22 protein-coding genes are annotated in these 18,579 nt (G+C 64.1%); 16 read left to right on the plus strand and 6 right to left on the minus strand.

Annotated elements, in window-relative coordinates; all coding sequences use genetic code 11:
* Window positions 1-6: 6 nt before the first annotated feature.
* The 10 genes from IG197_RS15570 (at window position 7) to lpdA (ending at window position 10,237) form a co-directional block, all read left to right on the plus strand.
* Window positions 7-522: a hypothetical protein gene (locus tag IG197_RS15570; protein ID WP_192313127.1), complete on the plus strand. Its 516-nt coding sequence runs from the start codon at window positions 7-9 to the stop codon at window positions 520-522.
* A 56-nt stretch (window positions 523-578) separates the two neighbouring features.
* Complete coding sequence (gene sucD / locus IG197_RS15575) at window positions 579-1,475, plus strand: succinate--CoA ligase subunit alpha (RefSeq protein ID WP_115730175.1); 897 nt, start codon at window positions 579-581, stop codon at window positions 1,473-1,475.
* Between the two features lie 121 nt (window positions 1,476-1,596).
* Window positions 1,597-4,587: a 2-oxoglutarate dehydrogenase E1 component gene (locus tag IG197_RS15580; RefSeq protein WP_192313130.1), complete on the plus strand. Its 2,991-nt coding sequence runs from the start codon at window positions 1,597-1,599 to the stop codon at window positions 4,585-4,587.
* Window positions 4,588-4,610: 23 nt separating this feature from the next.
* The gene (gene odhB / locus IG197_RS15585) at window positions 4,611-5,882 is read left to right on the plus strand and encodes a 2-oxoglutarate dehydrogenase complex dihydrolipoyllysine-residue succinyltransferase (protein ID WP_067956082.1); all 1,272 of its coding nucleotides are present in this window, start codon (window positions 4,611-4,613) and stop codon (window positions 5,880-5,882) included.
* Between the two features lie 126 nt (window positions 5,883-6,008).
* A complete protein-coding gene (locus IG197_RS15590; RefSeq protein WP_192313133.1) occupies window positions 6,009-6,422 on the plus strand; it encodes an MAPEG family protein in 414 nt (137 codons plus the stop codon).
* A gap of 36 nt (window positions 6,423-6,458) precedes the next feature.
* A complete protein-coding gene (locus IG197_RS15595; protein ID WP_192313136.1) occupies window positions 6,459-6,917 on the plus strand; it encodes a VOC family protein in 459 nt (152 codons plus the stop codon).
* Entirely contained in the window at window positions 6,914-7,558 is a 645-nt protein-coding gene (locus IG197_RS15600; protein ID WP_192313139.1) for a LysE family transporter, read from the plus strand. The genes IG197_RS15595 and IG197_RS15600 overlap by 4 nt, the downstream gene beginning before the upstream one ends.
* Window positions 7,558-8,052, plus strand: coding sequence for a hypothetical protein (locus IG197_RS15605; RefSeq protein ID WP_067956089.1), 495 nt, complete (start codon window positions 7,558-7,560; stop codon window positions 8,050-8,052). Before IG197_RS15600 ends, IG197_RS15605 begins: the two co-directional genes overlap by 1 nt.
* A complete protein-coding gene (locus tag IG197_RS15610; protein WP_192313142.1) occupies window positions 8,049-8,804 on the plus strand; it encodes an SDR family oxidoreductase in 756 nt (251 codons plus the stop codon). Before IG197_RS15605 ends, IG197_RS15610 begins: the two co-directional genes overlap by 4 nt.
* A 26-nt stretch (window positions 8,805-8,830) precedes the next feature.
* Window positions 8,831-10,237, plus strand: coding sequence for a dihydrolipoyl dehydrogenase (lpdA, locus tag IG197_RS15615; RefSeq protein ID WP_154386744.1), 1,407 nt, complete (start codon window positions 8,831-8,833; stop codon window positions 10,235-10,237).
* A gap of 92 nt (window positions 10,238-10,329) precedes the next feature.
* On the opposite strand, the gene IG197_RS15620 is transcribed toward lpdA, so the two are convergent.
* Window positions 10,330-10,683 carry a hypothetical protein gene (locus IG197_RS15620; protein WP_083948376.1) on the minus strand — a complete coding sequence of 118 codons (354 nt, stop codon included), beginning with the start codon at window positions 10,681-10,683 and terminating at the stop codon, window positions 10,330-10,332.
* Window positions 10,684-10,731: 48 nt separating this feature from the next.
* A complete protein-coding gene (locus IG197_RS36215; RefSeq protein WP_246765433.1) occupies window positions 10,732-11,004 on the minus strand; it encodes a hypothetical protein in 273 nt (90 codons plus the stop codon).
* Between IG197_RS36215 and IG197_RS15625 the strand changes: the two genes are divergently transcribed.
* Window positions 10,951-11,346 (plus strand): DUF2867 domain-containing protein, encoded by a 396-nt coding sequence (locus IG197_RS15625; RefSeq protein ID WP_371746547.1) that lies wholly within the window; start codon window positions 10,951-10,953, stop codon window positions 11,344-11,346. The genes IG197_RS36215 and IG197_RS15625 overlap by 54 nt on opposite strands.
* Before the next feature lie 9 nt (window positions 11,347-11,355).
* On the opposite strand, the gene IG197_RS15630 is transcribed toward IG197_RS15625, so the two are convergent.
* On the minus strand, window positions 11,356-12,426 hold the full coding sequence (locus IG197_RS15630; protein ID WP_192313145.1) for a TraB/GumN family protein: 1,071 nt from the start codon (window positions 12,424-12,426) through the stop codon (window positions 11,356-11,358).
* 122 nt (window positions 12,427-12,548) lie between these two features.
* On the minus strand, window positions 12,549-13,487 hold the full coding sequence (locus IG197_RS15635; RefSeq protein ID WP_192313148.1) for a tyrosine recombinase XerC: 939 nt from the start codon (window positions 13,485-13,487) through the stop codon (window positions 12,549-12,551).
* A gap of 69 nt (window positions 13,488-13,556) precedes the next feature.
* Here IG197_RS15635 and rimM point away from each other — a divergent pair, with 69 nt between their 5' ends.
* On the plus strand, window positions 13,557-14,153 hold the full coding sequence (gene rimM / locus IG197_RS15640; RefSeq protein WP_067965934.1) for a ribosome maturation factor RimM: 597 nt from the start codon (window positions 13,557-13,559) through the stop codon (window positions 14,151-14,153).
* A complete protein-coding gene (gene trmD / locus IG197_RS15645) occupies window positions 14,150-14,851 on the plus strand; it encodes a tRNA (guanosine(37)-N1)-methyltransferase TrmD (protein WP_192319786.1) in 702 nt (233 codons plus the stop codon). Before rimM ends, trmD begins: the two co-directional genes overlap by 4 nt.
* A gap of 75 nt (window positions 14,852-14,926) precedes the next feature.
* On the opposite strand, the gene IG197_RS15650 is transcribed toward trmD, so the two are convergent.
* Window positions 14,927-15,682, minus strand: coding sequence for a sulfite exporter TauE/SafE family protein (locus IG197_RS15650; RefSeq protein WP_182574003.1), 756 nt, complete (start codon window positions 15,680-15,682; stop codon window positions 14,927-14,929).
* A 362-nt stretch (window positions 15,683-16,044) separates the two neighbouring features.
* Here IG197_RS15650 and rplS point away from each other — a divergent pair, with 362 nt between their 5' ends.
* The 3 genes from rplS to IG197_RS15665 all read left to right on the plus strand — a co-directional run bounded on the left by rplS (window position 16,045) and on the right by IG197_RS15665 (window position 18,122).
* Complete coding sequence (rplS, locus tag IG197_RS15655; RefSeq protein ID WP_192313151.1) at window positions 16,045-16,581, plus strand: 50S ribosomal protein L19; 537 nt, start codon at window positions 16,045-16,047, stop codon at window positions 16,579-16,581.
* A 67-nt stretch (window positions 16,582-16,648) separates the two neighbouring features.
* Complete coding sequence (locus IG197_RS15660; RefSeq protein WP_192313155.1) at window positions 16,649-17,167, plus strand: GNAT family N-acetyltransferase; 519 nt, start codon at window positions 16,649-16,651, stop codon at window positions 17,165-17,167.
* A gap of 157 nt (window positions 17,168-17,324) precedes the next feature.
* On the plus strand, window positions 17,325-18,122 hold the full coding sequence (locus IG197_RS15665) for a basic amino acid ABC transporter substrate-binding protein (protein ID WP_067956101.1): 798 nt from the start codon (window positions 17,325-17,327) through the stop codon (window positions 18,120-18,122).
* A 51-nt stretch (window positions 18,123-18,173) separates the two neighbouring features.
* On the opposite strand, the gene IG197_RS15670 is transcribed toward IG197_RS15665, so the two are convergent.
* Window positions 18,174-18,557, minus strand: a complete 384-nt coding sequence (locus IG197_RS15670; RefSeq protein ID WP_246765158.1) for a nuclear transport factor 2 family protein — start codon at window positions 18,555-18,557, stop codon at window positions 18,174-18,176.
* Window positions 18,558-18,579 lie beyond the last annotated feature (22 nt).

Consider the following 18,579-nt stretch of genomic DNA (forward strand, 5'->3'; position numbering starts at 1 on the left):
AATCAAATGCTTCGCGCTTCGCAAATGATGGTGCTGTCGGTCTTCGGACTGACGTCGCCTTCGTTTGCGGGCGAGGCGGCTGACGCGGCCGCCCTCTTTCGCGACATATGTCTCGCGACAGAGGGTGATCTGGTCGTAGCCAAGGAACGGGCGCAGGCGCACGGCTTCGAATTTCAGAACGGGGTGGGAAATCTCGCCGGAGTGAAGCAGCCCTCTGTGGTGCTGACGCCTGCAAGCGGCAACGTCAGGCACGACAAGTGCGCGCTTCATGGTGAAACCGTTGCGGAGGAGGCGATTGCCGCCACTGCCTTGTCAAAGGGATTGGTCGAGGTTCCGGCCGTAGGGCAGCTCTTCGAGGGCATGTTGGTCCGGACTTTCGTCAGCCGCGAATGTGCTGAGGCGTCTGAGTTTTTTGGCTCTTGCGAGCTGATTCAGTTCCTTGGCGATGAAAGACCTGGGCCGTCATCAACGCCGTTCTTTCGCACCTTCAATTACGTACCCAGCAGGAAACCGGTTAGCTGACGATTTTGAGCCAGCCTGATCGACAAGTTAAAACTTACTCGGATAGAGGACTTTAGATGTCCATTCTCATCGACAAGAACACCAAGATCCTGGTGCAGGGCCTGACCGGCAACACCGGTTCGTTCCACACCGAGCAGGCGCTGGCTTATCACGGCACCAAGATGGTCGGCGGCATCCACCCCAAGAAGGGCGGCGAGAAGTGGGACGGTTCCGTGCCGCTGCCGATCTTCTCGACGGTTGCCGAAGGCAAGGAAAAGACCGGCGCCAATGCGTCCGTCGTCTACGTGCCGCCGGCAGGTGCCGCCGCAGCGATCATCGAGGCGATCGACGCCGAGATCCCGCTGATCGTCTGCATCACCGAAGGCATCCCGGTCACCGACATGATCAAGGTCAAGGCACGCCTCGACCGCTCGAAGTCGCGCCTCATCGGCCCGAACTGCCCCGGCATCGTCACGCCGGACGAGTGCAAGATCGGCATCATGCCGGGCAACATCTTCCGCAAGGGTTCGGTCGGTGTTGTTTCACGCTCGGGAACGCTTACCTATGAAGCGGTGTTCCAGACCACCAATGCCGGTCTCGGCCAGTCGACGGCTGTCGGCATCGGCGGCGACCCGGTCAAGGGCACGGAATTCATCGACATGCTCGAGATGTTCCTGGCTGACGACGAGACCAAGTCGATCATCATGATCGGCGAAATCGGCGGCTCGGCCGAAGAGGACGCAGCGCAGTTCCTCATCGACGAGGCCAAGCGCGGTCGCAAGAAGCCGATGGCCGGCTTCATCGCCGGACGCACCGCACCGGAAGGCCGCACCATGGGCCATGCCGGTGCAGTGATCTCCGGCGGCAAGGGCGGCGCGGAAGACAAGATCGCGGCCATGGAGGCAGCGGGCATCCGCGTGTCGCCGTCGCCGGCACGCCTCGGCACCACGCTGGTCGAGGCGATCAAGGGCTAAGGCCAAGTGAATAGGGGAGTAGGGCAGTACAGGCAGTAGGAATTCCAGATCATTGCCCTACTGCCTTACTGCGCTACTCCCTTCAAAACAGGAGAGGAGCCAGAGGCTCCGCAGGACAAAGATGGCACGATCCGATCAGGCCAACGACCAATTTTCCCTCACCTCGTTCCTCTATGGCGGCAATGCCGACTACATCGAGGCGCTGCACGCCGCCTATCTCGACGACCCTGAAGCGGTCGACCAGGAGTGGCGCGACTTCTTCGGCGCGCTGAAGGACGACGCCGGCGACATCCGCAAGAACGCCAAGGGCGCCTCGTGGTCGACGCCGAGCTGGCCGCTGCAGGCCAATGGCGAACTGGTTTCCGCGCTCGACGGCAACTGGGGCATGGTCGAGAAGCTGATCGAGAAGAAGGTCAAGGACAAGGCTGTCGCCACAACCGGCACCGAACCGTCCAAGGCCGACGTGCTGCAGGCGACGCGCGACTCGGTGCGCGCCATCATGATGATCCGCGCCTACCGCATGCGCGGCCACCTGCATGCCAATCTCGACCCGCTCGGCATCGCCAAGCCGCTCGAGGATTATAACGAGCTGTCGCCTGAGGCCTATGGCTTCACCGCCGCCGATTACGACCGGCCGATCTTCATCGACCATGTGCTGGGCCTCGAATACGCGACCATCCGCGAGATGCTCGAGATCCTGAAGCGTACCTATTGCTCGACGCTCGGCGTCGAGTTCATGCATATCTCCGACCCCGAGGAAAAGGCCTGGATCCAGGCCCGCATCGAAGGTCCGGACAAGGCGATCGAGTTCACGCCTGAGGGCAAGAAGGCGATCCTGTCGAAGCTGATCGAGGCCGAGGGCTTCGAGCAGTTCATCGACGTCAAGTACAAGGGCACCAAGCGTTTCGGCCTCGACGGCGGCGAGTCGCTGATCCCGGCGCTGGAGCAGATCGTCAAGCGCGGCGGCTCGCTCGGCCTCAAGGAGGTCGTGCTCGGCATGGCCCACCGCGGCCGCCTCAATGTCTTGACCAACGTCATGGCCAAGCCGCATCGCGCCGTGTTCCACGAGTTCAAGGGCGGCTCCTACGCGCCTGACGACGTCGAGGGTTCGGGCGACGTGAAGTACCACCTTGGTGCCTCGTCGGACCGCGAGTTCGACGGCAACAAGGTCCACCTGTCCTTGACCGCCAACCCCTCGCATCTCGAGATCGTCGATCCGGTGGTGATGGGCAAGGCACGCGCCAAGCAGGACCAGCTGTTCGGCCGCGCCCGCGGCGAGATCGTACCGCAGGAAGAGCGCGCCAAGGTGATGCCGCTTCTGCTGCACGGCGATGCGGCATTCGCCGGCCAGGGCGTGATCGCCGAAATCCTCGGCCTGTCGGGCCTGCGCGGCCATCGCGTCGCCGGCACGCTGCACTTCATCATCAACAACCAGATCGGCTTCACGACCAACCCGCGCTTCTCGCGTTCGTCGCCCTATCCGTCCGACGTTGCCAAGATGATCGAGGCGCCGATCTTCCACGTCAATGGCGACGACCCGGAGGCAGTGGTGTTCGCGGCCAAGGTCGCGACCGAGTTCCGCATGAAGTTCCACAAGCCGGTCGTCGTGGACATGTTCTGCTACCGCCGCTTCGGCCACAACGAAGGCGACGAGCCTGCTTTCACGCAGCCGATCATGTACCGCAACATCCGCACCCATAAGACCACGGTGCAGACCTATGCCGAGAAGCTGATGGCCGAAGGCCTGATGAACCAGGCCGAGGTCGACAAGATGCGCGCCGACTGGCGCGGCTTCCTCGAAGCCGAGTTCGAGGCGGGCCAGGCCTACAAGCCGAACAAGGCCGACTGGCTTGATGGCGCGTGGTCGGGCATGCGCACGGCCGACAACCAGGACGAACAGCGCCGCGGCAAGACCGCGGTGCCGGTCAAGACGCTGAAGGAAATCGGCAAGAAGCTGACCGAGGTGCCGAAGGACTTCGAAGTCCACCGCACCATCGGCCGCTTCCTCGAAAACCGCCGCCAGGCGATCGAATCGGGTGAAGGCATCGACTGGGCAACGGCGGAATCGCTGGCGTTCGGCTCGATCCTGCTCGACGGCAATCCGATCCGCCTGTCGGGCCAGGATTCCGAGCGCGGCACGTTCTCGCAGCGCCACACCGTGCTCTACGATCAGCGTGACGAAAACCGCTACATCCCGCTCAACAATTTGTCGGCGGCGCAGGCCGGTTACGAGGTCATCAACTCGATGCTCTCGGAAGAAGCCGTGCTTGGCTTCGAATATGGCTACTCGCTCGCCGAGCCCAAGGCGCTGACGCTGTGGGAAGCACAGTTCGGCGACTTCGCCAACGGCGCCCAGGTGGTGTTCGACCAGTTCATCTCGTCTGGCGAACGCAAGTGGCTGCGCATGTCGGGTCTCGTCTGCCTCTTGCCGCACGGCTATGAAGGCCAGGGCCCCGAGCACTCGTCGGCGCGCCTCGAGCGCTTCCTGCAGCTCTGCGCCGAAGACAACATGCAGGTGGCCAATGTCACCACGCCGGCCAACTACTTCCACATCCTGCGCCGGCAGCTGAAGCGCGACTTCCGCAAGCCGCTGATCCTGATGACGCCGAAGTCGCTGCTGCGCCACAAGCGTGCCGTGTCGTCGCTGTCGGAGATCTCGGGCGAGAGCTCGTTCCACCGTCTCTTGTGGGACGACGCCCAGTATCTCGGCGATCAGCCGATCAAGCTGGTCAAGGACTCGAAGATCCGCCGCGTCGTGCTGTGCACCGGCAAGGTCTATTACGACCTCTACGAGGAGCGCGAGAAGCGCAGTATCGACGACATCTATTTGTTGCGCGTCGAGCAGCTCTATCCGTTCCCGGCCAAGGCGCTGATCACCGAGCTCAGCCGCTTCCGCAACGCCGAAATGGTGTGGTGCCAGGAAGAGCCCAAGAACATGGGCGCGTGGTCGTTCATCGACCCGTATCTGGAATGGGTGCTCGCCCATATCGACGCCAAGCACCAGCGCGTGCGCTACACCGGCCGTCCGGCTGCCGCCTCCCCGGCGACGGGCCTGATGTCCAAGCACCTGGCGCAGCTCCAGGCATTCCTCGACGACGCCCTCGGCGAATAAACAAAGAACGGACAGGCAAAAAAATGGCTACCGAAATCCGTGTCCCTACCCTCGGTGAATCCGTTTCCGAGGCAACCATCGGCAAGTGGTTCAAGAAGGCCGGCGACGTGATCGCCGCCGATGAGCCTTTGGTCGAGCTCGAGACCGACAAGGTCACCATCGAAGTGCCGGCGCCTGCCGCCGGCGTGCTGGTCGAGCTGACCGTCAAGGAAGGCGAGACCGTCGGCGTCGGTGCGCTGCTCGGCACCATCGGTGCCGGCGATGGCGCCGTGCCCGCGGCCAAGCCCGCAGCTGTCGCCCAGGCGTCGGCGCCGAACGCGGCATCGACCGTCAAGGAAGCCGTCGCGCAGACCGCATCGGTTGCCGGCTCGCCGCCCATCGAAGAGCGCAAGATGCCGCCGGCACCGGCTGCTGCCAAGATTCTGGCCGAGACCAACCTGTCGGTCGACCAGGTCGCCGGCTCCGGCAAGCGCGGCCAGGTGCTGAAGGGCGACGTGCTTGAAGCCATTGCCAAGGGCGTTTCGGCGCCCGCCGCTGCACCGGCCGCTGCCGCCGCACCGGTTGCGGCACGCGTTCCCTCGTCAACCGAAGACGCTCCGCGTGAAGAGCGCGTGCGCATGACCAAGCTGCGCCAGACGATCGCGCGCCGCCTCAAGGAAGCGCAGTCGACGGCTGCCATGCTGACCACCTTCAACGAGGTCGACATGAGCGCGGTGATGGCGCTGCGCACCAAGTACAAGGACATCTTCGAGAAGAAGCATGGCGTGAAGCTCGGCTTCATGGGCTTCTTCACCAAGGCGGTGACCCATGCGCTGAAGGAAATCCCGGCCGTCAACGCCGAGATCGACGGCACCGATATCATTTACAAGAACTTCGCCCATGTCGGCGTTGCCGTCGGCACCGAAAAGGGCCTGGTGGTTCCGGTGGTGCGCGATGCCGACCAGATGTCGATCGCCGAGATCGAGAAGGAAATCGGTCGCCTCGGTCTCGCCGCGCGCGATGGCAAGCTGTCGGTCGCCGACATGCAGGGCGGCACCTTCACCATCTCCAACGGCGGCGTCTACGGCTCGCTGATGTCGACGCCGATCCTGAACGCACCGCAGTCGGGCATCCTCGGCATGCACAAGATCCAGGACCGTCCGGTCGTAGTCGGCGGCCAGATCGTCATCCGCCCGATGATGTATCTTGCACTGTCCTACGATCACCGCATCGTCGACGGCAAGGAAGCCGTGACCTTCCTGGTCCGCGTCAAGGACAGCCTGGAAGATCCGGAGCGTCTGGTTCTCGACCTCTGATCGAAAAAGGCTTCAAGGGGCCCGGCTGACCGGGCCCCTTTGCTTTCCTGAGCTAATGCCGGACTTGCCAGCGGCCGGAGACGCCGTACTGATCAGCTATCTTGCACTTCGAGGGCGGTAGTGGTGATGGAAGCCGCAGCAGCATCGACTGAAATCTGGGTTCTGGGCTGGAGTGTCGTGCTGCTGATCGCGCACATACTGGTGCAGGCGCTTTCGCTCGACCTGTCGGGCGATTTCAGCATCAAGTATCTGCTCAGTTCGCGTGACGACGGCCGCGCGCCGAAGAGCATCGTTTCGGGGCGTCTGATCCGGTCGCTCAACAACATGCTGGAGACCTATCCCGCCTTCATCGCGCTGGCGTTGGCGCTGGCGGTGACAGGCAAGACGGGCGAGCTGGGTGCCCTGGGCGCCGTGATGTGGATCGTCGCCCGCCTTGTTTATGCCTTGCTGTACGTGGCCGGAATTCCGGTGCTGCGTACGCTCGTCTGGTTCGTTTCGATCGCCGGGCTGGTCCTGATGGTCGTGCGCCTGATGACGTAACATTGCCGCCTGAAGAAACCGAAACGAGACGGTCGCATGGCTTTCGAACCAGACATTCCCGCAATCCAGGTGCATCTGTGCGTCAAGGACGGCAAGGAGGCGATCGCCTTCTACGAAAAGGCGTTCGATGCCGTCGAGACCTTCGAGCAGATGGCCGATGACGGCGTGCGTGTACTGCATGCCAACCTCGCCATGTTCGGCAGCGAGGTGATGCTGCATGACGAGTTTCCCGAATTCGGCGGCGATGTGTTGTCGCCGCACTCCCGCGGCGGCGCCAGCATGACCGTCAACATCAATTTGAAGCTGCCCGGCCAGGTCGACCAGGCGGTCGAGCGGGCGGTGGCGGCTGGGGCGAAGACTGTGATGGAGCCAGACGACATGTTCTGGGGCGCACGCTACGCCAAGATTCAGGATCCGTTCGGTCATGTCTGGGCGTTCAATGCGCCCTTGGGCAATGCGTCACTGGGCGCGCAGTCGGGGAGTGACAAGGCATGACGCAATATGCGTTCGAATTTGCCGGCCTGCTGGCCGTGTTCTCGGTGCTGATGGTGGTGCCGGGTGCCGATTTCGTCATGGTGGTGCGCCAGAGCATCGTGCATGGCCGCCGCGCCGCCATCATCACCAGCTTCGGCATCGGCGTGTCGCTGCTGTTTCATGTCAGCTACACCATCCTCGGCATCGGGCTGATCGTGTCGAAGTCATTGCTGCTGTTTTCGCTGATCAAGTGGGCCGGTGCCGCATACCTGCTCTATCTCGGCATCAAGGCGCTGCGTGCCGGGCCGATGGAGATGGCGTCGGTCGAGGTGCAGGCGGGCGCAAGTGAGACCCGGGAGATTTCTGCTGTGCGCTGCTTCCTGACGGGCTTCGTCACCAATGCGCTCAACCCCAAGGCGGTGCTGTTCTTCCTGCCGCTGTTCACGGCGATGGTCAGCCACGAGACGCCCGCCGCGGTGAAGGGCGTCTACGGGCTGCTGATGGCCGTGGTGCTGATCGCCTGGTTTGTTGGCGTGTCGATGTTCTTCACCATGGCCTCGGTGCGCGAGCGCTTCGTCGCCTGGGGCCGCTGGTTCAACAAGGTGACCGGCATGATCTTCATCGGGCTTGGCGTGAAGCTCGCGACCGTGCAGGCCGGCTGATGCGGCTTCAGGCACTGATCACGGCTGTTGCAGTGCTGTCGGCGACGGTGGCGCAAGCGGCATGCCCGATCGAGCTTGCTGTCTATGGCGACCGCGACGGTGCCGCCGAGATCGACTTCCGGCCGACGCTGGAATCGGCAACCGTGACCAACAGCTTCAAGATGGTGATGGACAATTCCATCGTGCTCGACGGCGTGGTGATGTGGTCGCAGGACGTGGCGCGGCCGAACGGCATGCTGATGCATCAGTGCCCGGAAGGCGACGTGACCGGCGAGGAGATCGAAGCCTGCACGGTGTGGCAGGGTGTGATCTACAGCGTCGACGAGCAGGGCAATGTCGGGCTTCTGCCGCGCGAGCGCATCGCGGCGGCCGCGCCGAAGAAACTTATCTTCTCCGACCTGGGCCACGGGCTCAGGACATCTGCAGCCTATGGTCCCCAAGGCTTTTCCAAAGTGCCGTGGGACGTTTTCGAGCTGAAGGGGTGCCAGGAATGAGCGCTCAGAGAAAAGTCCTGCTGGTCACAGGCGGCAGCCGCGGTATCGGGGCCGCCATCTGCAGGCTGGCGGCCAAGGCCGGCTATCGCGTGGCGTTCAGCTACGTGTCCAACGCTGCCGCGGCCACAGCACTGGTGGCCGAGCTGAAGTCGGCAGGCGGCGATGCCATCGCCATCAAGGGCGATGTCGGTAACGAGGCCGACGTGCTCGCCATGTTCGCCGAGGTTGACCGCGCCTATGGCCGGCTCGACGCCTTCGTCAACAATGCCGGCGTGGTCGACATGAAGGCGCGCGTCGACGAGATGAGCGCCTTCAGACTCGAGCGCATGATGCGCATCAACGTCGTCGGCTCGATCCTGTGCGCCCGCGAGGCGGTGAAGCGCATGTCGAGCCTGCATGGTGGCGCGGGTGGCGCCATCGTCAACATCTCGTCGGCGGCCGCCTCGCTCGGCTCGCCCGGCGAATATGTCGACTATGCCGCCTCCAAGGGCGCGATCGACACCTTGACCATCGGGCTTGCCAAGGAAGTGGCGACCGAGGGCGTGCGCGTCAACGCGGTGCGTCCCGGCATCATCGACACTGAAATCCACGCGTCGGGCGGTCAGCCCGACCGGATCGCCGCCATTCGCGGGCTCGTGCCGATGAAACGCGAAGGCAAGGCGGAAGAAGTTGCCCGTGCCGTCATCTGGCTTTTGTCGGATGAGGCATCATATACGACGGGCTCGATTTTGAATGTGAGCGGCGGTCGCTGACCGCCCCAGGCAAGAAGGAAAGAACAATGGCATATGACGTCGTCGTAATCGGCTCGGGCCCAGGCGGATATGTGTGCGCCATCAAGGCGGCGCAGCTCGGATTGAAGGTCGCCGTGGTCGAGAAGAACGCGACCTTCGGCGGCACCTGCCTGAACATCGGCTGCATTCCCTCCAAGGCGCTGCTGCATGCGTCGGAAATGCTGGCCGAGGCGCAGCATTCCTTCGACGCGCTCGGCGTCGAGGTCGGCACGCCGAAGATGAACCTGAAGAAGATGATGGCGCACAAGGATGCGACCGTCGCTGCCAACGTCAACGGCGTGTCGTTCCTGTTCAAGAAGAACAAGATCGAAAGCTTCCAGGGCATCGGCAAGGTGTTGGGCGCCGGCAAGGTCGGCGTGACCGGGGCCGACGGCAAGACCCAGGAACTGGAGACCAAGAACATCGTCATCGCCACCGGCTCCGACGTCGCCGGCATTCCGGGCGTCAATGTCGAGTTCGACGAGAAGGTGATCATCTCGTCCACCGGCGGCCTGTCGCTGGAGAAGGTGCCTGCTCATCTGGTGGTTGTTGGCGGCGGCGTCATCGGCCTCGAGCTCGGCTCGGTCTGGGCGCGCCTCGGTGCCAAGGTGACTGTTGTCGAGTATCTCGACACCATCCTGGGCGGCATGGACGGCGACGTCGCCAAGCAGTTCCAGCGCATGCTGGCCAAGCAGGGCTTCGAGTTCAAACTCGGCTCCAAGGTGACGGGTGTCGCCAAGGCCAAGAAGGGCGCGACGGTGACCTTCGAGCCGGTAAAGGGAGGAGACACTGAGACCATCGAGGCCGATGTCGTGCTCGTTGCCACCGGCCGTCGGCCCTACACTGACGGTCTGGGGCTCAAGGAAGCCGGCGTCGAGATGGACGAGCGTGGTCGGGTCAAGACCGACGGCCATCTGCGCACCAACGTTGCCGGCATCTATGCCATCGGCGACGTCGTCGTCGGCCCGATGCTGGCACACAAGGCAGAGGACGAGGGCGTGGCGGTTGCCGAGATCATCGCCGGCCAGGCCGGTCATGTAAATTACGACGTCATCCCCGGTGTGGTCTACACCAGCCCCGAAGTGGCTTCGGTCGGCAAGACCGAAGACGAGCTCAAGAAGGCCGGCGTTGCCTACAAGGTCGGCAAGTTCCCGTTTACCGCCAACGGCCGGGCGCGCGCCATGCTGCACACCGACGGCTTCGTGAAGGTGCTGGCCGACAAGGACAGCGACAGGGTGCTGGGCGTGCACATCGTCGGCTTCGGCGCCGGCGAGATGATCCACGAAGCGGCGGTGCTGATGGAATTCGGCGGCTCGTCGGAAGATCTCGGCCGCACTTGCCATGCGCACCCGACGATGTCGGAAGCGGTGAAGGAAGCGGCACTCGCCACCTTCTTCAAGCCGATCCACATGTAAGAACCGCTGGATCGCTTCGGTCCGCAGTTCGTTTCGAACCAAATTGAAACGGCCCGCTCGATGAGCGGGCCGTTTGCATTTGAGCTGGTGCCTTAGCCGCCGGAAGGTGCCGGGGCCGGAGCCGTTGTGCCGCCGCCCGAAGGCGCTGGCTCGGCCGGTGCCGGCGTTGCCGGTGCGGGTGCAGGCTCGGCAGGTGCCGGCGCGGGGGCCGGTTCAGCAGGCGCGGGCGCCATCGTGCCCGACGGTGCCGGAGCAGCAGGTTCGGCCGGAGCTGGTGCCGGGGCCGTCGCTGCCGGTGGCTCGGCGGGTGCCGGAGCTTCGGCGGTCTTGGGACCGAAGATGTAATAGGCCACCGCGGCGAGCAGCACGACGATGATGGCTATCAGCCACGTGCTGCCCATGCTCGACTGGCCGGCCGGGCGTCCTGGATCTGGATTGTTCACCATTGAGATCTCCCTCAGCTGCGCTCCGCAATCGTTGCGTGAACATCGCAATCAACGCGCGAAGGCCGTTTCGGTTTCACTTTGACGTGAAAATTTCGAAACGAACGTTCCGGCGGCGTCGTTTCGCCACACTTCAAAGGCGATCAAACAGGAATAGGCTCGGTCAGGTTGCAATGAGCAGAGGCCAAGAACATGCCAGTGGTGCCTGTCTTTCCCGATGCCGCGCAAATATTGCCCGGCGCGAGTTTCGCCGACAAATTTACCGTTGTGGTGCATGGCCAGCGTCTTGACGTCGGGACTGCGGCCGAGCGGGTGTTCCGCCATCGGCCGAGTTGGATCGGGGCACTGATGACGCTGCGCAACGTGATGGTCAGGCCGTTCGGCTTGAAGACTCGCGACGAAGACCTTGCGCCGGAGCTGGAACGGAAGGGGATGTTCCCTGTGCTGAGCCAGTCCGGGCAGCGGATGGTGCTTGGCTTGGACGACCACCATCTCGATTTCAGGCTGCTTGTCGAATTGACAGAGCTTGGTGGGGGCCGGCAGGAGGTCAGCGCAACAACGTTGGTCAAGCCGCACAACTGGCTCGGCCGAACCTATCTCACCATTGTCCTGCCGTTCCACAGGATCATCGTTCCGGCCATGCTGGCGCGGGCTGCCAAGCCTTAGAAGCAGTTGTCAGCGGTCGGCCACCGTCACGGTGTAACCGGCCTTGCGGAACAACTCGACCAGCCCGTCCGGGCCGGGCAGGTGCAGCGCGCCGACGGCCATGAAGGCGTCGCCCGGACCGACGAGCGGCCCGGCGCGCTCGACCATGGTCTTGTTGCGCGTCGTCACCATCGCTTCCTCGAAGGCGGCATAGCTGGTTTCGTCGCCGGCTGAGCTCGGCAGCGCATTGCGGAACAGCGGCCAGAACATGCCGGTGTCGCCGCGCTGGTAGAGCACGACCATCGTTTCGATGACATCGTTCATGCGGTTGCCCAGCTTGAGGGTTTCGACGAGGCCCTTGATATGGAATTCGATCGGCAGCGACGCCATCGCCGAGAGCTGGTCGGCCGCACTTTCGAGGCCCTTGACCTGCTTGCCGGCCGCCTTGGCCTGCTGGGCCAAGAGGATGTCGAGCACCGGCGCGCCGCCGGACTTGCGGGCGAGCTCGCAGGCTGGAAGGGCGACCATCGCCGACAGCATCCACGGCTTCATCTTGGTCACGCTTGCCGGCGGGATGCCGCGCGCTTCCAGCGCCGCATTGACGATCTTTGCTTCCTCTGCCGACAGCAACGACGGCAATGTCGTCGCATCGGTGAACATCATCAATTCGGGCTGTTTCATCAGGCCGGCGACCATCGCCTGCTGGTCGAGCACATCAGTGGTTTCGATGACCAGCGTGTGCGATCCGTCGAAGGCCTTTTGCGCCGCCGGCTCAAGCACGGTGACGCGCGGATCGGTGACATGCATTGTGCCGTACAGCCAGGACGGCTTCTGGCCGGGCTTTTCCAGCTTCCACAACAAGCCCTGGCCGTTGAGCGTGTCCCTGGCCTCGGTTTCGATCCTGGCGAGCGCTGCCGGGTCGCTCTTCTGCAACTCGGCCAGCATGTCGGAGCCAGTGCAAACAGGCGCCTCGGCACGTGCCTTGCCGGCGAGCAGGAAGGCGATGGCGAAGAACAGGATGAAGAACAGCATGTTGAGCGCTGCAAGCAGCTTCAACGACAACAGCGAGGTGCGATCGGCAATGGCAGCGAGACGTGTCATGCTGCTGGTGTAACGGTCAAAAACGGCAAAACGGTTAATGCGGTGGTGACAATTGTCGAGCCGCAAGAGCTGTTGCAGGCGGAATATGCTCCGGAAATCGGGGGCGACTTCCGGACGAGGCGTCAGGCACGCGGGTGGGCGGCTTCGTAGATTTCCAGCAGCCGCGCCGTGTCGACGCCGGTGTAAATCTGGGTCGTCGACAGGCTGGCGTGGCCGAGCAGTTCCTGGATGGTGCGCAAGTCGCCGCCTCGGCCGAGCAGGTGGGTGGCAAAGGAATGGCGCAAAGCATGCGGGGTTGCCGTATCGGGCAGGTTGAGTGCTGCGCGCATCTTGCGCATCTCGCGCTGGATGATTGCCGGATCGAGCTGGCCGCCGCGCGCGCCGCGAAACAGGGCGCCGCCAGCGCAGAGATGGTAGGGGCAGAGCTTGCGGTATTCGGCGACGGCCTGGAGTGCAACTGATAGAACCGGCACGAGACGGGTCTTGCCGCCCTTGCCCGAAACGCGCAGCACGGTGTCGGCAGGCGAGGCCAGTTCCGCGCCGGACAGGTTGAGTGCTTCGGAAATACGCAGGCCTGAGCCATAGAGCAGGGTCAGCACGGCGGCATTGCGCGCGGCGATCCATGGTTCTTCGGCGAGCTGTTCGCCCACCGAGACGACACGCCTGGCATCGACCGCGGTCAGCGGTTTGGGCAGCGATTTCGGTTGCTTCGGCGCCCTGAGGGCCGACGAACCGGCTGCATTGACCAGGCCCTGGCGTTCGAGGAAGCGCAGCAGCGAGCGAACGCCGGCAAGGCCGCGCCCGAGCGTGCGGGCACCGGCGCCGTCGGCGCGGCGCGAGGCAAGGAAGCCGCGCAGGTCGGCCGGGCGCAGGTCGCTGATGTCGGAAATGCCGGGTGGGTCGCCATTGTGGCCGGTCAGGAACTGCAGGAACTGGCGTGTGTCGCGCTCATAGGCATCGACCGTTGCTGCCGAGAGGCGACGTTCGCCGGCAAGCGCCTTCAGCCAGCCTTCGCGGGCTGATTGCAGGTCGGGTTTTGCGGCGATGAGGAATTCCTGCATTGGCAGCGGGCGTCCGATTGGAATATGGCAGTGTTGAACGCGTGAAGTTGACAAGCAGTGAAGCAGGCGATGGCCAAACCCCAAAATCCTATCCAGATGGCCGTGATCGGCGCCGCCCATGGCATCAAAGGCGAGTTGCGGGTCAAGACCTTCACCGGCGACCCGCTGGCTTTGGCCGACTACGGCCCGCTCTATGCCAAGGACGGGCGCGCTTTCGAGATCGCCGCGATCCGGCCTGCCAACGAGGTGGTGGTGGTGCGTTTCAAGGGCGTGGCCGACCGCAACGCGGCCGAGGCGCTGACAGGCACGGAGCTGTTCGTCGACCGTTCGGCGCTGCCCGACGATGGTGACGAGGGCGAGTTCTATCACGCCGACCTGGTCGGCCTCCAGGTTCGCGATGAAACCGGCGCACCGGTGGGCAAGGTGTTTGCCGTGCAGAATTATGGCGGCGGCGACATTTTGGAAATCCAGTACCAGGGCCGCAAGGGCGTGCTGATCCCGTTCACCCAGGCCGCGGTGCCGGTCGTCGATGTATCAGGCGGCTTCGTGGCCATCGACACTGTGGCGGCCGGACTTGTCGATGACGAGGACGACGAAGACGCACCCTCCGATGGCGAGTTCGACAAACGGCCGCGCGGCCCGAAGGACGCCGGGGGCAATCGCTGATGTTCCGAGCAACCGTGCTCACGCTTTATCCGGAAATGTTTCCGGGCGCGCTGGGGCTGTCCCTGGCCGGGCGGGCGATGGAGCGCGGCGACTGGGCGCTGGAGGCGGTGCAGATCCGCGACTTCGCCACCGACAAGCACCGGACCGTGGACGATTCTCCGGCCGGCGGCGGCGCCGGCATGGTGCTGCGTGCCGACATCATCGCCAAGGCCGTCGACCACGCTTCGCCCGAGGGTGACGAACGTCCGCGCATCCTGATGAGCCCGCGCGGCAAGCCGCTGACCCAGGAGCGGGTGCGCGAGCTGGCGGCGGGGCCTGGTGCTGTGATCCTGTGCGGGCGCTTTGAAGGCGTCGACCAGCGCGTGATCGATGCACGCGAGCTGGAAGAGATTTCAGTTGGCGACTTCATCCTATCCGGCGGCGAGCCGGCAGCACTGGTGCTGCTCGACGCGGTGGTGCGGCTTCTGCCCGGCGTGATGGGCAACGACGTCTCGGGTGACGAAGAGAGCTTTGAGGGTGGGCTGCTCGAGCACCCGCATTACACCCGGCCACAGGAGTTCGAGGGCCGGGCCATCCCCGAGGTGCTGACCTCGGGCAATCACGGCAAGATCGCCAAATGGCGGCGGGCGGAGGCCGAGAAGCTGACGCAGGCACGACGACCGGATTTGTGGGCCGGGCGTGCGGGGAAGAAAGGGTAGGTGTGGGCCCCGCCCCTCATCTGCCTGTGAGCACCCTCTCCCCGTGATCGGGGAGAGGTGAGAAGCGACGGCGCTTCAGCCTTTTGTGAAGTAATAGCCCGCAAGGAACAGCCCGACCGCGACGACGAAGGTGCGTACGAGCGCTTGGGGGACGCGGCGGGCGGTCCAGACGCCGGCGTAGCCGCCGAGCGCGACGCCCGGCACCATGATCGCGGCATGGGTCCAGGCGACGACACCGCCCGAGGCGAAGATGATGATGGCAACCGCGGCGATGACGATTGAGAGCATGTTCTTCAACGCGTTGAGGCGGTGGTAGTCGCCGCCTTCGGTGAGGCCGAGGGTGGCCAGCATCATCACGCCCATGCCGGCGCCGAAGAAGCCGCCATAGATCGAGGTGAAGAACTGAACGATGCGGCCGGCGAGCGAGGCCGGTGCATCAGCGGCGCGCGCGGCGAGCTTCTTCGGGCGCAGCCAGGGGCCGGCGGCAAAGAGGGCGGTGGCGGCAAGCAGAAGCCACGGCACGAGCGCGCCGAAGGCGACATTGTCGAGCGAGAGCAGGATGAGCGCTCCGGCCAGCGCGCCAACGGCCGAAATGATGGCAAAGGCGACGGCGCCGCGCCACATCTGCCTGATGTCGGCCATGTAGGCCCAGGTCGACGTGATGTAGCCGGGGAACTGGGCGATCGACGAGGTGGCGTTGGCCGAGATCGGCGGGACGCCGAGCATGGTCATGGCGCCGAAAGTGAGGAAGGTGCCGCCGCCGGCGATGGCATTGACGACTCCCGATAGGAAGCCGGCGAGGAAGAGGATGCCAATTGTGACGAGGGACACGGGCTGCCTGAGAGGTGGTTTGCGTTCGTTGCTCTGTAGGAAGCTGACGCAGGGAAGGCAAGGCACGTTGTCCCATACCTCCGTGAAACTGGCTTTGTGGCCGCCGGCCGCCATCCTTCGCTGGACCGCTGCACGCAAGGCGCGTAAAAAAGAAGCGGCAAAGGCGTGACAAATGGCCGAAATAGCGCTATGTGCCGGCCCGAACCGGACGAATAATCGACCGGACCCGTCAACAGTGACGGTGTAGTCGCCCCTGCCAGAAGGCCCGCAAGGGAAGAAGGCATACCCAAGCGGTCATTTGGAACTGCAAGGCGAGCGTTGGGCGCTCTGGCTGTCGGAAGAACAAGAAGTGGATTTTTGAGATGGATATCATCCGCCAGCTCGAGGCCGAACAGGCCGCCAAGATCGAAGCCAAGCGCACCCTGCCGGAATTCCAGCCGGGCGACACCGTGCGCGTCCAGGTGCGCGTCACCGAAGGCTCGCGTACCCGCGTCCAGGCCTATGAAGGCGTCGTCATCGCTCGCGCCGGCTCGGGCTTCCAGGAAAACTTCACCGTCCGCAAGATCTCCTATGGCGAAGGCGTGGAACGCGTGTTCCCGGTCTATTCGCCGATGATCGAGGGCGTCGAGATCGTCCGTCGCGGCAAGGTGCGTCGCGCCAAGCTTTACTACCTGCGCGATCGTCGCGGTAAGTCGGCTCGTATCACCGAGAACACCGGCGTCCGCGCCCGCAAGCTGAACGACGCCGAGCGTGCCGCACTGGTCGCCGAGAAGGCCCGTATCGAAGCCGAGAAGGTTGCCGCAGCCCAGGCGCTGGCCGCCGAGAAGGCCGCTCAGGAAGCCGCCGAGAAGAAGGCAGCAGCCGAGGCCGCCAAGGCAGCTGAAGCCGCCGCCGAGTAATCGCTGGCGCTACCAGATTTCGAAAGGGCGGCCTCGTGCCGCCCTTTTTCGTTTCGGAGAGGATTTGATGGCGAGCACGCGGGATTTCATTGTTCGGCGGCTGGTGCCGGGCGAGGGCGCTGCCTTTCGTGAGCTGAGGCGCGCAGCGCTTGTGAATGCGCCGCTCGCCTTCAGCTCGAGCCCGGAAGACGAGGCGCACCTGACCGACGCCGATTTCGAGGCGCGGATCAGCCTTGCCGAACCCGATGCGGTGTATGGCGTGTTTGGCGATGGCGAGCTCGTCGGCGTCGCGACCTTCATCGGCGACAAGCGGCGCAAGACACGGCACAAGGGCGCGATGTTCGGCGTTTATGTCGATCCGGTCTGGCGCGGCACGGGTTCCGCCCGGGCGCTGGTGCGGCAGGTGATCGACCATGCGACCGAACGCGGCCTTGCACTGCATGCCCATGTGATTGCCGACAATCTGCCGGCACTCAGGCTCTATCTCGGTCTTGGATTCGTCAGCTACGGCGTCGAGCCGAGGGCGCTTCTCGTCGACGGCGTGTTTCATGACGAGCATCTGCTGATTTACCAGCCGGGTGGCTGAGGCCGGGGTTTGTTTCGCAAACGGGCCAAAAGCGAAACAGATACAGTGCATTCGGCTGTGCCAGCGCATCGTCCATGCTTGCAAGCACGCTTGGGACGGCTAAAGTCTGGCGCAAATCGACCGGCGCCGCCGGTCTTCTTGTTTCGGGGAACGCATCATGTCTAATTTCAAACTGTCGCTGGCCGGCGCGCTGGCTGTCGTGCTTCTGCCCTTGGCCGCCATGGCCCAGAGCCTGCCGGATCTTGGCGGCAAGTCGGTCGTCGTGGTGACCGAAAATGCCTATCCGCCGCTGCAGTTCATCGACCCCAAGACCGGCAAGCAGATCGGCTGGGAGTACGACGCCATGGACGAGATCGCCAAGCGTCTGAACGTCAAGATCGAGTACCAGAACACCTCGTGGGACGCCATGATCCAGGCGGTCTCGGACGGCCAGTACCAGATCGGCATGACCGGCATCACCATTAAGGACGAGCGCAAGGAGAAGGTCGACTTCTCCGACCCCTATATGCGGTCACAGCAGTTCATGCTGGTGCGATCAGACGAGAGCCGCTTCACCGACGCCAAGAGCTTCGGTGCGCTCAAGGACGGCCTGATCGCGGCGCAGCCGGGCACCTCGCCTTTCTACACCGCCGTCTACGAGATCCTCGACGGCAACGAGCAGAACCCGCGCATCAAGCTGTTCGAGACCTTCGGCGCCACCGTGCAGGCGCTCAAGGCCGGCGACGTCGACCTCGTGCTGACCGACAGCGTCGCCGCCCAGGGTTATGTCGACGCCTCGGAAGGCAAGCTCAAGGTGGTGGGCGAGCCGCTGGGTAGCGAGGATTTCGGCTTCATCTTCAAGAAGGGCTCGGACCTCGTCGCTCCGATCAACCAGGCGATCGCGGCGCTGAAGGCTGACGGCACCTTCGACAAGCTGAACAAGAAGTGGTTCCTCGACTACAAGATGGGCCAGTGATTGCGCTGCCGTCTCCTCCACTTGGCGGAGACGGCAAACTGTTGGTCGAGCCTAGGCTCGGTAGCGGCTGGCGCCGGCGTGGTCGACGACATAGAGCCACATGCCGTCGGCCTGCCTGCGCACGATTTCGGCAGTGAAGCCGAAACAGAGGGTGCGGCCTTCCTCATCGACGATCGCGAAATCGGCGCGCAGCAGCGCCAGGTCGCCATGCTCGACGCAGAAGGTGTTTTGCGACCTCATCGTGCCGGGCATGCGCACGAGCCGCTCAAGTTCTTCGGCGATGGCGGCCTTGCCTGCAAAGCCCTCGCCGCCGGCATCGACCAGCAGGCGGGCATCTTCCTCGTAGAGCCCAAGCAGAGCCTCGACATCGCCGCTGTTGCGGATGGCGGCAAAAGTTTCGTTCATGTCGGCCGGCCGGTAGACTTTTGATGACATTGGCTTTCTCCTGTTTCGGCGA

This window comes from Aminobacter sp. SR38, from assembly GCF_014843375.1.
GTDB lineage: Bacteria > Pseudomonadota > Alphaproteobacteria > Rhizobiales > Rhizobiaceae > Aminobacter > Aminobacter ciceronei.